The 13,135-nt window shown below is 54.6% G+C and carries 14 protein-coding genes; 8 read left to right on the top strand and 6 right to left on the bottom strand.

The features are described from left to right. Positions 1-8: 8 nt before the first annotated feature. Positions 9-1,388 carry an ATP-dependent RNA helicase DbpA gene (gene dbpA, locus B880_RS0113485; RefSeq protein ID WP_017347955.1) on the bottom strand — a complete coding sequence of 460 codons (1,380 nt, stop codon included), beginning with the start codon at positions 1,386-1,388 and terminating at the stop codon, positions 9-11. 247 nt (positions 1,389-1,635) lie between these two features. Between dbpA and lldR the strand changes: the two genes are divergently transcribed. From lldR to B880_RS0113470, 3 genes are read left to right on the top strand one after another with little or no spacing between them, the layout of a single operon-like run. Continuing rightward, on the top strand, positions 1,636-2,406 hold the full coding sequence (gene lldR, locus B880_RS0113480) for a transcriptional regulator LldR (protein WP_017347954.1): 771 nt from the start codon (positions 1,636-1,638) through the stop codon (positions 2,404-2,406). Between the two features lie 16 nt (positions 2,407-2,422). Continuing rightward, on the top strand, positions 2,423-3,610 hold the full coding sequence (gene lldD / locus B880_RS0113475; protein ID WP_017347953.1) for an FMN-dependent L-lactate dehydrogenase LldD: 1,188 nt from the start codon (positions 2,423-2,425) through the stop codon (positions 3,608-3,610). A 57-nt stretch (positions 3,611-3,667) separates the two neighbouring features. Then, positions 3,668-4,093: an OsmC family protein gene (locus B880_RS0113470; RefSeq protein ID WP_017347952.1), complete on the top strand. Its 426-nt coding sequence runs from the start codon at positions 3,668-3,670 to the stop codon at positions 4,091-4,093. Positions 4,094-4,118: 25 nt separating this feature from the next. On the opposite strand, the gene B880_RS0113465 is transcribed toward B880_RS0113470, so the two are convergent. The 3 genes from B880_RS0113465 to B880_RS0113455 all read right to left on the bottom strand — a co-directional run bounded on the left by B880_RS0113465 (position 4,119) and on the right by B880_RS0113455 (position 5,436). After that, entirely contained in the window at positions 4,119-4,355 is a 237-nt protein-coding gene (locus tag B880_RS0113465) for a hypothetical protein (RefSeq protein WP_017347951.1), read from the bottom strand. 94 nt (positions 4,356-4,449) lie between these two features. Further along, positions 4,450-4,632, bottom strand: a complete 183-nt coding sequence (locus tag B880_RS0113460) for a hypothetical protein (protein WP_017347950.1) — start codon at positions 4,630-4,632, stop codon at positions 4,450-4,452. A gap of 156 nt (positions 4,633-4,788) precedes the next feature. Next, on the bottom strand, positions 4,789-5,436 hold the full coding sequence (locus B880_RS0113455; RefSeq protein ID WP_026042634.1) for a CPBP family intramembrane glutamic endopeptidase: 648 nt from the start codon (positions 5,434-5,436) through the stop codon (positions 4,789-4,791). Between the two features lie 451 nt (positions 5,437-5,887). On the opposite strand from B880_RS0113455, the gene B880_RS0113450 reads away from it, so the two are divergent. After that, positions 5,888-6,184: an I78 family peptidase inhibitor gene (locus tag B880_RS0113450; protein ID WP_017347948.1), complete on the top strand. Its 297-nt coding sequence runs from the start codon at positions 5,888-5,890 to the stop codon at positions 6,182-6,184. Positions 6,185-6,329: 145 nt separating this feature from the next. Here B880_RS0113450 and B880_RS0113445 read toward each other — a convergent pair whose 3' ends face one another. Further along, positions 6,330-6,578 (bottom strand): biofilm development regulator YmgB/AriR family protein, encoded by a 249-nt coding sequence (locus tag B880_RS0113445; RefSeq protein WP_026042633.1) that lies wholly within the window; start codon positions 6,576-6,578, stop codon positions 6,330-6,332. Positions 6,579-6,963: 385 nt separating this feature from the next. On the opposite strand from B880_RS0113445, the gene B880_RS0113440 reads away from it, so the two are divergent. Further along, positions 6,964-8,247, top strand: a complete 1,284-nt coding sequence (locus tag B880_RS0113440; protein WP_017347946.1) for a multidrug efflux MFS transporter — start codon at positions 6,964-6,966, stop codon at positions 8,245-8,247. On the opposite strand, the gene B880_RS0113435 is transcribed toward B880_RS0113440, so the two are convergent. Then, positions 8,168-11,269 (bottom strand): beta-galactosidase, encoded by a 3,102-nt coding sequence (locus B880_RS0113435; protein WP_017347945.1) that lies wholly within the window; start codon positions 11,267-11,269, stop codon positions 8,168-8,170. The genes B880_RS0113440 and B880_RS0113435 overlap by 80 nt on opposite strands. 729 nt (positions 11,270-11,998) lie before the next feature. On the opposite strand from B880_RS0113435, the gene B880_RS26910 reads away from it, so the two are divergent. The 3 genes from B880_RS26910 (at position 11,999) to B880_RS0113420 (ending at position 12,991) form a co-directional block, all read left to right on the top strand. Further along, complete coding sequence (locus B880_RS26910) at positions 11,999-12,151, top strand: hypothetical protein (RefSeq protein WP_192841082.1); 153 nt, start codon at positions 11,999-12,001, stop codon at positions 12,149-12,151. Positions 12,152-12,339: 188 nt separating this feature from the next. Then, positions 12,340-12,594, top strand: coding sequence for an anti-adapter protein IraP (gene iraP / locus B880_RS0113425; RefSeq protein WP_017347943.1), 255 nt, complete (start codon positions 12,340-12,342; stop codon positions 12,592-12,594). A 97-nt stretch (positions 12,595-12,691) separates the two neighbouring features. Next, entirely contained in the window at positions 12,692-12,991 is a 300-nt protein-coding gene (locus tag B880_RS0113420) for a PsiF family protein (protein WP_017347942.1), read from the top strand. The last annotated feature ends 144 nt before the right edge of the window (positions 12,992-13,135 follow it).

Raw genomic sequence — 13,135 nt, 5'->3', positions numbered from 1 at the left:
AGAGCGGATTACTTCAGGAGGATGGCGCGAACACTTTTTCCTTTGATCTTGCCTTCTTTCAGCTTGATCAGGGCATTTTTCGCTTTACTGGCGCTGATGGCGACAAAAGCGTGCGTCTGGGTCAGGTCGATCTTACCAATCTGATCGGCACTGAAGCCCGCTTCACCGGTCAGGGCACCTAAAATATCGCCCGGACGGATCTTGGCTTTGCGGCCACCATCAATGCACAGCGTCATCATCGCAGCCGGTAATGGTTGAGACGCTTTCCCTTTCAGCGTGCCGCTGGAAACCCAGTTAACCGGCTGCTTGAGGAAATCTTCTAAGGCGTGGGCGCGCTGCATCTCATCGGCGGCGACAAAACTCACTGCCAGCCCCTCTTCACCGGCACGGCCAGTACGGCCAATACGGTGCAGATGCACTTCCGGGTCCCAGGCCAGCTCGTAGTTCACCACCAGCGCCAGTGATTTGATATCCAGACCACGTGCGGCCACGTCAGTGGCGATGAGCACACGGCTGCTGCCATTGGCGAAACGGATCAAGACGCGCTCACGATCGCGCTGTTCCAGATCGCCGTGCAGCGCAAGGGCGCTGATTTGACGATCGTTCAATGCGGCGGCAATGTCATCACATTCGCGTTTGGTATTACAGAACACTACGCAGGAAGCGGGTTGTTCCTGGCTCAACAGTGCGCTGAGGAAATTCAGCTTTTCGCCTTTGCTTGCTTCAAAGTAGCGCTGTTCAATAGCCGGCAAGACTTCTTCGCTTTCGGTGGCAACCGCCAACACATCACGCTGATAGCGCTCACTCAGGCTGGCAATGGTGGTGGGCCAGGTGGCGGAAAACAGCAGGGTCTGACGTGATTCTGGGGTGAAGGCGATAATCGCTTCCATGTCATCACGGAAGCCCATCTCCAGCATCCGGTCGGCTTCATCCAGTACCAGGGTTTGCAGCTGGCTGAGATCGAGCGTATCGCGCTTCAGGTGATCGAGGATACGGCCCGGTGTGCCCACCACGATCTGCGGTGCATGCACCAGTGAATCACGCTGGGCGCTCATCGGCTGGCCGCCGCACAGGGTCAGAATCTTAATATTACGGGTAAAACGGGCCAACTGGCGCAACACGTTACTGACCTGGTCAGCCAGTTCGCGGGTTGGGCACAGAACCAGCGCCTGGGTCTGGATGCGGGTGTTGTCGATCTGATTCAGCAGGCCCACACCAAAAGCAGCAGTTTTTCCGCTCCCGGTTTTCGCCTGCGCACGCACATCGCGGCCTGCAAGAATGGCGGGCAGGGCGGCGGCCTGAATCGGCGTCATGGCGTCGAAGCCCATCTCGCGCAGGTTATCGAGTTGGCTGGCAGGCAGTTGCGTCAGGGTAGAAAAAGCAGTCACGGGATGGTCTCTAAATAGCGGGTAGGATTGCGGCGGTAAGTCTGGCAGAAAGGGGCGACATCGGCAATTTTTTCCTGCATTCCGCCAGGGGAGTGCCGGGTCTGAATTGGTCCTACCAATCAAGAGAAAACCCCCTGCGCTGTCACACATCGCTAAATTTCCTCTTGCCAGCGTTGCAACCGCTCAGGAACCGGTAAATCCTCTGTTATCTGTCACCCTGTGACCTCGTTTGGTAGGACCAATTTTTATGTCTTATCCCCCTACGGTGGTTGTGCCGCTGAATCTGGTTGAACGGCTACAGCGCTGGATTGAGCAACAAGCGCTTGAACCTGGCATGCGGCTACCGGCTGAACGCCAGCTGGCGGCGCAGTTAGGCGTATCGCGTTCTTCTCTGCGCGAGGCGCTGCAACAGCTCATTAGCAGCGGCTTACTGACCAGCCGACGCGGCGGAGGGACCTGGCTTTGCCAGCCTCTGGCAAGCTGGAGCGAACAACAAATCGTTGCGCCCATTCGCCCCCTGCTGGCGCAGGACCCCGACTATGGCTTTGATGTATTGGAAGCGCGCTATGCCATTGAGGGAGGAACGGCCTGGTATGCCGCACTGCGCGCCACGGCGGCGGATAAAGAGCGATTGCAGTTGGCATTTGATGCCACGCTGAAAATCCAGCAGCACGATGACCCGCAGCTCGCGGCGCAGGCCGATGTGCGCTTTCACCTCGCGATTGCCGAGGCGTCGCATAACCTGGTGCTGTTACAAACGATGCGGGGGTTCTTTACGCTGCTGCACTCCTCGGTACAGCAAAGCCGGGAGCATATGTATCTGCACCCCAAAGTCTTTGCTCAACTCACTGAACAGCATCAGACGTTGCTGGCCGCGATCCTCGCGGGTGAGCCAGAAAGTGCCCGCCAGGCCGCGACGGCACACCTCAGTTTTGTTCACTCTACGCTGAAGGGACAACAGGAGGATGAGGCCCGTCTGGCACGCATCACCCGTTTGCCTGGCGTTGAACCGCTTTGATACAAGGAAACCTAAAATGATTATTTCTGCCGCCAGTGACTATCGCGCTGCTGCACAACGTATTCTGCCCCCGTTCCTGTTTCACTACCTTGACGGTGGGGCTTACAGCGAGCACACCCTGCGGCGCAATGTGGCCGATCTCTCTGATGTCGCGCTGCGCCAGCGAGTGCTAAAAAACATGGCCGATCTCAGCCTGGAAACCCGTTTGTTTAATGAAACGCTGGCGATGCCGGTGGCGCTGGCACCGGTCGGTTTATGCGGCATGTATGCCCGACGTGGGGAAGTGCAGGCGGCGCGGGCGGCGGCGTTGAAAGGGATCCCTTTTACGCTTTCGACGGTTTCAGTCTGTCCGATAGAAGAGGTCGCTCCGCAAATTAATCGCCCGATGTGGTTCCAGCTCTACGTGCTGCGTGACCGGGGATTCATGCGTAATGCGCTGGAGCGGGCAAAGGCCGCTGGTTGTTCAACGTTGGTCTTTACCGTGGATATGCCAACGCCCGGCGCGCGCTACCGTGATGCGCACTCTGGCATGAGTGGCCCTTACGCTGCCCTGCGCCGTTACGCACAATCGGTGACGCACCCGCAATGGGCATGGGATGTGGGACTGCATGGCCGACCACACGACTTAGGTAACATCTCCGCCTATTTAGGGAAACCCACGGGCCTCGAAGATTACATTGGCTGGCTGGCGAACAATTTCGATCCCTCTATCTCCTGGCAAGATCTGGAGTGGATTCGCGAATTCTGGGATGGCCCGATGATCATCAAAGGCATTCTGGACCCGGAAGATGCGCGTGATGCGGTACGGTTTGGTGCCGATGGGATTGTCGTTTCCAATCACGGTGGACGTCAGTTGGATGGGGTTTTATCCACGGCCCGTGCGCTCCCTGCGATTGCCGATGCCGTGAAAGGGGATATTGCGATTCTGGCTGACAGCGGTATCCGTAACGGACTGGATGTGGTGCGCATGATTGCGCTGGGTGCAGATACGGTATTGCTGGGCCGGGCTTTCCTGTATGCGTTAGCGACACATGGCCAGCGCGGGGTGGAAAACCTGCTGTCGCTGATTGAGAAAGAGATGAAAGTCGCTATGACGCTCACCGGCGCGAAGAGTATCGCAGAGATCAGCCAGGATTCGCTGGTGCAGGCCGATGCTGAGTTACAGCAACGGACTCGCGCTGTGCGGCCACTGTCGGTGTGCTAACCGCACATTTGCCTTCCCTGGCTATACTTATTCTCTCTTACCAACAGGAGGAACAAGATGTCTATTCATAAGAAAGGCTCAGCGCACTGGGAAGGCGATATTAAAGGCAAAGGGACCGTCAGCACGGAAAGCGGCGTTCTTAATCAACAGCCCTATGGCTTTAATACCCGCTTTGAGGGACAAAAAGGGACCAACCCGGAAGAGCTGATTGGTGCAGCACATGCGGCCTGTTTCTCAATGGCGCTCTCATTGATGCTGGGCAACGCGGGCCATAAGGCAGAAAGCATTGATACCACGGCGGACGTTTCACTGGATAAAGACGGTGAGGGATTTACGATCACCAAAGTGGCATTGACCAGCTCGGTGAAGCTGCCGGGCATCGACAGTGCGAAGTTTGATGAGATTATCAAGCAAGCCAAGGCGGGATGCCCAGTCTCCAAACTGTTAAACGCTGAGATTACCCTCGACTATAAGCTGAACTGATAGCAACTGATGTGCCACCGGCACATCAGGCATACGCGTGTTCATCATGATCCCGGCGCTGGCGGACATTGCTTTTGGCAATACGCTGCGCCTTCTCCGGGTCACCCACCAGAAACTCGAAAGTCGGAGAGTAATAGAATGGCAGCCAGCCGCCATAGCCACTCTCCCACTCCCAGCGTACCGGGCATGGCCAGAGAATATCCTCGTACATAATGTAATAGACCCAACGCCCATTAGGGCGACGGGGACGAGTTTTTTTCATGGGGTTCACAACGACTAAAGTCTAAAACAGATTATATTTTGTACGCTAAACACCCTATGCGCAATGTTCAGACGGCAATTCTTCGGCCTCGATCTCAAGGCGTTTCGTCGCGGTGTACTTCACCGCACAGCAGGACGACATGTGGGCGGACTTTCTGAATGCGCACGGCCATTTGCTCACACTGTGCTTTGGTGGGGTAGATACGCTCTGACACCGGCAAGGCATCACAGGCATCGTTACCACATGCGCTGACTAACAGTACAAATCCGATTAACATTCGGCTCTCCTTCACACGGCCTTGATGGTCGAACAGCGATCACGACTCCCTTAAGCCATTAGTATAGCCAGGCCTTCGCACAACAAATTATCAGGCGGAGCGGTTCCGCCAAGATAGCAGACTAATGAAATTGTTGCATGTATGCAGAGGCACCGATCAGGCGTATAACCACGCTGGCAGAATCGCGATCAGATTGTTTAATGTATGCAGGAAAATGGGCAGTGCCAGGCTATTACTGCGTAGGCGCGCATAACATAACAGCATGGAAAACAGCGTCAGCGCCACAATGGTCTCCCAATGGACATACTGGGTATGCATGGCAGCAAACAGCAGGGAAGTCAGTAATGTGCAGGCAAAGCGGCTTTTGGGTGCCCACAGCAGAAACCCTTGCAGCAGAAACCCGCGAAATAACACCTCTTCAAACACCGGAGCCAGTAATACCGCCGTGAGCAGCAGCATCAACATTGAGCTGCGGCCCTGCTGGCTTTGGGCGATCAACCACCCCTCTGGCTGTAAGAACTGGGTTTGCGCCACCATCAACACCAGCAGTGCGCCGACAAATAACAACGTCTGACCCGGATGCAAATAGCCCAGTGGGATATCGGTGCGGCGTTGGCAGTAGAAGCGATATAGCGGATAAATCACCGCAAATTCGAACAGGCAGAGCACTGGTACCAACAGACCATCACTACGCAGTACCCCATAGTTGGGGAATAGCGTAATCAGCATCGTCACCAGGTAGTAAACGATGAAACAACCGCCATAGAACAGCGTTAGCGTCATACGGTCAGAATGGGTGTTCATAGTGGGCTCAGCCAGAGAAGATTGACGCATAGTAGCAACGCCTCAGAAAGCTGTCGAGAGCGTGTGCAGAGACGGCGTAAACAGGACGAAAGGCAGAAAAAACGTCGTAAAACAAACGTAACGGTAGCTTAAGCACCTTCAATCCTGCTTTATGGGCAAAGTCTGAAGTAGAGAGCGTAACAAGCTGTTTCTACAGCAGGCATTAACGCACTTTTACAGCGATAGCGGTCATTAGCGCCACGCAGAGAATAAAAATGATGATAGCCATGAATGTTTTCCTCAGATAAATCTTAGTTAAGTGTAGTCCTTATCTGGACTTACTTTGCACACAACGTGTGATTTATCTGAAAGTTCGGTGCTGGAGTACGTTTTTTTTGGGAGCTATCTGGTTGTTGTAGCGCGGTTTTCCCGGCACCCTGCATTATCAGGTTTGCACACCGAGGATAAAACAATGAAGAAAAGTATCATGCTGTGGGGTGTACTCGCGATGGCACTGCTGGCGGGGTGCCAGTGGCACGACCCGGCATCAACCAAGACCCTGTCTGACGCCGGTGATGTTTGCGGTGCCGCGCACTATCAACACCAGATTGGTAAACCGCTTAACAGCGTAGCTCAACTTTCTATCCCGAAACAGGTTCCGGTGCGTATCCTGCCGTGGAACAGCGCCGCAACCATGGATTTCTTCCCGAATCGATTAAATTTCGCGGGGGATAAAGCGGACAACATTAACCGGGTGTTCTGCGGTTAAAAATTTCGCGCATTGTCATCTGCCTGTCACGTCAGACGAAGAAGATAGCCGGGTATTACGGAGATTTCCTCGTCACTCTTCATATGCAATGCTCGTCTTGTTTCTTCCCGCTACGGCGGGAATTTTTTTGCCCGTAGCGGGGGAATTACAGCAGCGAGTTTTCCATCAGTTGCGTTAACAGGCGACGATAATTTTCCAGTTGTTGCTGATCACCTTCCTGTTCGAGCTTGTTAATCAGGCGGATAAGCAGTTCTTTGCTGCTCACCGGTTGCCCTTCGCGCATCAGTTCGCTCAGCACCGTCGCGAGCACATCCGTTTCCTGGGGAGCGTTCCATGTCGGGCTGTTGAAGTAGTCAGTGATGGCACGGCTGGCACTTTCAGGTTGCATTCTCATGTTTCACCTCGGCAAAAATGCAGTTCGCCGCAGGCCAGAATCGCCGCGGGTTACGCCGTCATGTTCATGTTGTCTCCGGCAGGACGCCGGAGAATACCAGCAGGGCTGTTGGTTTTTTAAACATAGTTGGGCGCATCAGAATTGTCAGTAACGTTTGGTCATCTTTTTTCATCCTGTTGACATCATTGTGACAGAGCGATACGAAGAAAAGGTTCGAAACCACATAATTGCAGGGGAAATGGCCGCTTTGCCGCAGATGCCAAAGCTGAAGGGAAGCGTAACAGCAAAAAAATGCGTTTTACATTTTGTGCCATGTTTTGCCGCTCAGCCACGTCAGTGGGCTGCTAGACTGCGTTTTTCTCCTGCTGATTAGCTGTCTACCCTCATGCTGCGCAACATTGAATCCTGGAAAATAAACCTGATTTCGGTCTGGTTTGGCTGTTTCTTTACCGGGCTGGCGATTAGCCAGATCATTCCTTTTTTACCCTTATACGTTGAAGAGTTGGGCATCCACGGCGGAGAGGCGTTAAGCATCTGGTCCGGTTTGACCTTTAGCATCACCTTTATTGTTTCTGCTCTGGTGGCCCCGTTGTGGGGGAGCCTCGCCGATCGTAAAGGGCGCAAACTGATGCTGCTACGTGCGGCTTTTGGCATGGGTGTGGTGATTCTGCTGCAAGCCTTTGTCACCCAGGCCTGGCAGCTCTTGCTGTTACGCGCGCTGATGGGGTTAACCTCCGGCTATATTCCCAATGCCATGGCACTCGTGGCTTCACAAGTGCCGCGTGAACGCAGTGGCTGGGCGCTCAGCTGCGTGGCTACCGGACAGATTGGCGGGGTGATTCTCGGGCCGATGTTGGGTGGTTTGCTGGCGGACTGGCTTGGGCTGCGGCTGGTGTTTATCGTTACCGCCGTTTTGTTGATGATCAGTTTTTTTGTCACCCTGTTTTTAATTAAAGAGACCGGCTATGTGCCGGTAAGTAAAAAAGACAAACTCAGTGGGCGTGAGGTGTTTCGTTCACTGGAAAATCCCCGTTTGATGGGCTGCCTGTTTATCACCACTATGGTGATTCAGATGTGTAACGGCTCGGTGAACCCGATTCTGACGCTGTTTGTGCGTCAGCTTGATCCGGGTATCCAAAATATCGCGTTTATCAGTGGCGTTATCGCGGCAATGCCGGGAGTTTCCGCGCTGGTAGCTGCACCTCGATTGGGCAAGCTGGGCGACCGTATTGGCACGCAGCGCATTTTGCTGGCGACCATGACCGCGACCTTTGTGTTGCTGATTGCGATGTCCTTTGTCACCACGCCAACGCAGCTCGGGATTTTACGTTTTCTGTTGGGCTTCGCCGACGGGGCGATGATGCCCGCCGTGCAGACGCTGCTGGTGCGCCATTCCCGCGATAATATCACCGGACGTATCTTTGGCTATAACCAGTCATTTATGTATCTCGGTAATGTGGCAGGACCGCTGCTGGGTGCAGCGGTCTCTGCGTTAACCGGTTATCGTTGGGTGTTTGCCAGCACGGCGCTGGTGGTGCTCATCAACGTGCTGTTTTTGAAGCGGTTTTATCGCCGGCCTGCGCCGTTGTTTACCCCTGCTCAGCAGGCTGAGCCCGCAGAGTCAGGGCATAACGCCAGCGCCCCTGCGTCAACAGATACTCAGCGCTGACGCTCGGGCTCCACGAATCATCGCCACCTAACCCCATATGCGCGGCGTCAAGGTGTAGCCAGCAGCCCGCTTCTGGCTGTAGCAGGTGGCGATGAGAGGTGTCACGCAGTTGTTCCAGACTGTGACGACTGACCGAAAAGTGGAAGTCCCCCGCGATTTCCCATGCACCGCACTCCAGTTCTCGCGTACCCCCGCGCAGGCCATTTTCTCCCGGAAAGACGTAAGGCGTCGACATGGCGCTCAGCGGCTGTTGCCAGCGAGAGAATTGCGCCGCCAGTTGGCGGTCTGGGTAGTTTTCTTCCGGCCCCAACCCGAGCCAGCTTACCTGCTGCGGCGCTTCTGTCAGTTGGCAGCGTAATCCAATACGTGCCGGTGGCGGCAGTCCTGGGGCTTGTTCCACTTCTACGGCGATGTGCAGTTGACCCTGATTGTCCCACTGGAAACGCTGGCGTTGCGTGAAGGCGAGGATTTCCCCGGCATACCAGCTGTGCAGGCTCTCGACCATAACGCTGTCTGAGAGCTGTTCCGCCTGCAAGCTTTCCAGCGTGGCGCGGAGTTCGTTGTATCCCGCGCTGCGCCAGCGCTCGACCCAGGCATTTGGGTCAACTTTGTCCGCTTCGCTGGTGCCGATGTCATTATCAATCGGTGCGCGAACAAAGCAGGCCTGCAGCGGTGTGATCATGCTGGGTTGTTGATTGATGTGCCACTGTTCCAGTTCGCCGCTCAGCCGTGAGATTGTCCAGCTTTGCTGTTGATAGCTGACGTTGATGCTGTGTTCGGTCTGCTCAAGCTGTGGTGCCGTGTGGTTAACGCGCAGTACAGGGCGCGGGAGAGCTGCGGGCAGCGGCCACTGATCCCAGGCGACTCGCCAACCCGCCGCCGACCAGGCGGTAGCCTGAGGTTGGTGCACGGCCACATTCAGCCAGCACGCGCCTTGTAAACCTGCAAGCGCGGGTAGGGTGATCTGTTGCTGACCCTGTGGTGCGATATCCAGCGTGATTTCCCCCTGAGCCAGCACTTCGCCCTGTTGTTCAACGCGCCAGCAGAGCACTTCGTTGTCGCTGTGGCGGAACAGATATTCGCTGGTGATGGTGAACTGCCACGGATTGTTGGCATCGGCGCTGAACTGGTAAAACTGCTGGGCACGCTGTGCTTCAAACAGTGCCGGATGTGGCGTGCGATCGGCAAAGACCAGTCCATTCATGCAGAACTGGCGATCGTTAGGTGTGTCGCCAAAGTCGCCGCCATAGGCCTGCCAGGGGTTGCCTGCCGCATCGTATTTGGTGAGGCTTTGGTCAACCCAGTCCCAGACGAAACCGCCTTGTAAGCGCGGGAACTGGCGGAAGGCCTGCCAGTATTTTGCATAGCCGCCCAGGCTGTTTCCCATCGCGTGAGCATATTCGCACAGGATCAGCGGGCGATTTTCCCCCGGTAGGCCGATCCATTTTTTCAGCGACCATTTCGGCACGGCGGGGAAGGGTTGATCCTGATCAACCCTGGCATACATTGGACAGATGATGTCTGTGGCCTGGGTGTTGGCGCCTCCGCCTTCATATTGTACCGGGCGGCTGGGATCGGCACTTTTGACCCAGCGCCACAGGGCATCGTGCGTGCTGCCGTGTCCTGCTTCATTACCCAGTGACCAGATGATGATGCTGCAATGGTTGCGGTCGCGCTGCACCATGCGTGTGACGCGTTCGCTGTAGGCGGCGAACCAGCGCGGATCGTCAGACAGGCGGCTCATCGGCTGCATGCCGTGGGTTTCAATGTTGGCTTCATCCACGACATACAGGCCATAGCGGTCGCACAGGCGGTACCACAACGGATGATTAGGGTAGTGAGAACAGCGCACGGCATTGAAGTTGTGCTGTTTCATTAGCTCAATGTCGCGGCGCATTGTGGCTTCGTCTACGACTTGTCCATGTTCCGGGTGATGTTCATGGCGGTTGACGCCACGGATCAGCAGCGGCTGGCCGTTAACGCAGAGGAGCCCATTTTTAATCGCCACATGGCGGAAGCCGACGTCATAAGCTTCATGTTCCACTGCCTGGCCTTGCGCATCCATCAGGCTGATAACCGCACGATAGAGCGTGGGGATTTCGGCACTCCAGAGTAATGGCTTTTCTACATGCAGTTTTAGTTGGGTGCGTTCAGCGTAGTGGCCGCGTTCATCAATGATGGCGCTGCCCGGCTGGGCTTCGCATTGCCCGATCAGCTCTTCTCCGCGCCACAGGCTAAGGCGCAGGCGATAGTTTTCGACGGATTGGCTGTGACTGGCGAGTTTGATATCGGCACAGAGCTGCGCGCTGTGATATTCCGCGCTCAGTGGGGTGCTGATTTGAATATCGGCGAGGTGGATGTCGGGTTTATGCAGCAGCGAGACGTCGCGGAAGATGCCGCTCATGCGCCACATGTCCTGATCTTCCAGGTAGCTGCCATCGCTCCAGCGCAGCACCATGACGTTGAGGCGGTTGTTGCCTGGCTGGAGGTGATCGCTGAGGTCGAATTCAGCAGGCAGGCGGCTGTCCTGAGAGTAGCCGATCCAGTGGCCGTTTACCCAGAGGTGGAATGCCGAGCTGACACCATCAAAGATGATGCGGGTGCGACCTTGTTCCAGCCAGGCGGGGTCAACGTGGAAGTGAAGTGAATAGCCACCGGTGGGATTTTCTGCCGGAACAAACGGCGGATTGACCGGAATGGGATACTGGACGTTTGTGTAGATCGGAACATCATCATAACCATGCAACTGCCAGTTTGCGGGGACGGGCAGAGTGTCTGCATCTGCCATATCTTGCAGCAACCAACTGGCCGGAATGGCTTCGGGGCGTGGGAACCAGCTAAAGTTCCACTGTCCGTTGAGGCTGACCACCGAGGGGGAGGGGTGTTCCTGCTGTGCCGCGTGTTCATCTCGCCAACTGGCAAACGGCGGGTGGCTGTCCAGCCGGTTTAGGGAGGTGATTACCGGATTTTCCCAGTCGCGACGGGACAGGATATCAATAAAGGCTGGGGTGCTATGTGGCATGATGTTTTCCTGTAAATGTTATGCGCTCACATTGCGTGAGATGCGTTCAGGAGTAAAGCGATGGACCACGCATTTTGGAGATATTTTTGTCTGGCTTGGGTGTGGTGCGGTTGGCGTTCTTATGTTTCAGGTTGGCACAGTGCGTCCGGTGTTCGTGCGTTTCAGTTGGTTTGGTGCGGTGGGTGTCCGTGCGTTTCAGTGGGTGTGGTGCGGGTAGTGTTCGTGCGTTTCAGCTTGGCGCGGTGCGGTGGATATCCGTGCGTTTCAGCTTGGCGCGGTGCAGTTGATATCCGTGCGTTTCAGTCGCAGATGGCGGGGAGTGCCGTAAAGACGCCGTTAATCCTCCCTGGAGGCTCTGCCGCTGCATCCCTGCGGCGGAAGCTTTACTCTACTCCCCACCATCCCCGCCTTCATGTGAGTGTGGTGCGGAACATCGTCCGTGCGGCTTGTGGCTGCACAACTCACCGACTCTACCCTCACCCTGACCCTCTCCCTGAAATGAACTGAACCCTTAAACCTGGACTGGGTTGAGGGACTGGGGTGAGGGGAAGCCTGCTACACCCGGCTAAGCATTAATCTGATAATTGGGGGTTTTTTGCCAGTTAACTGTATGAATATCGAAAATATTCACCCCTGGCGGTGAATAGCGGCGGCTTGCAGAAAATTCTGTATTGTGGAGTGACACCGCCACTCATACACTCAGCCTGTTTTCTTTACCCTGAGGTTATTATGGTACGAATCGTAAAACTGGCTGCTGTAGTTGCGTTAGTTACTGCCCTGAGCGGGTGCCTCTTTCCTCCTCCTGGTGGTGGTGGTGGTGGCGGTTGGGGCGGTGGCGGCTGGGGTGGCGGCGGCTGGCACGGTGGCGGCGGTCCACGCTAATTAGATATTTATTCTTATCCGCGAAACGTTTTGCTCTCGTCAAAAAATGTCAGTAAAACGTTTCGCTGAATAAAAAGAAGTAAACTTCTCTCCAAAACGCTAATTACCGCACCTTTAGCGTAAGAAATCGCTGTTTTTTTATGTCTCGCAATGCTAACTTCTGCTTTTCTCACTGCCAGGATAATGGCATGAAGCATCTGATTGCCGAGCTGCTGGTTAAGCTAGCTGAAAAAGAAGAAGAATCGAAAGAATTACTCGCCCAGGTTGAAGCGCTGGAAATTGTCGTCACGGCAATACTGCGTAAACTGGAACCCACTCAACAAAATGAAATTGCCGCAGGCATTGAATCTGCCATGCAAAAAGCGAGCATGGATGCCAGCCATGACGACGCACAAGTTTTATACGGCTATATTAATAAGTTATTAAATCATCCTCGCGTATAACCATTTAATTCGATCTGCATAATTTGCATATAAATATGCGCACTTCGTTTTTTTCCTGCCAAACTTATGGCGACGACAGTCCACTCGGAGAAAAACAATGAAATGGTTACTGGTAATGGCTCTGGCGGGTGTGTGCCTGAGCAGCGGCGCTTATGCTGCAGAAAAAACCGCGCAACAGGAAAAAATGACCATGTGCAACCAAAACGCGAAGACGCAAAATCTGAGCGGTGATGCACGTAAAAGTTTCATGAGCAACTGCCTCAAGAAAGACAGTAAAATGTCTGGCATGACGCCACAGCAAATGAAAATGAAAACCTGTAACAGTGATGCCAGTACAAAAGGGCTTAAAGGGGATGAACGTAAAACCTTTATGAGCACTTGCCTGAAAAAAAGTTAATTATGGCCCTCTTGCAACCTGTGTTGCAGGAGGGTTCTCGATATTATTCTCATTTATTCATTCTTTATTAAACGTAGCGCGAGCCTAAAGTTCTGGAACACTCTCACCGACTAAAACTCACCTTATTGTCCTTCCCTCGGATTA

The sequence above is a fragment of the Pantoea sp. A4 genome (assembly GCF_000295955.2).
GTDB lineage: Bacteria > Pseudomonadota > Gammaproteobacteria > Enterobacterales > Enterobacteriaceae > Pantoea > Pantoea multigeneris.
This window is presented reverse-complemented; position numbering and strand designations above follow the sequence as displayed.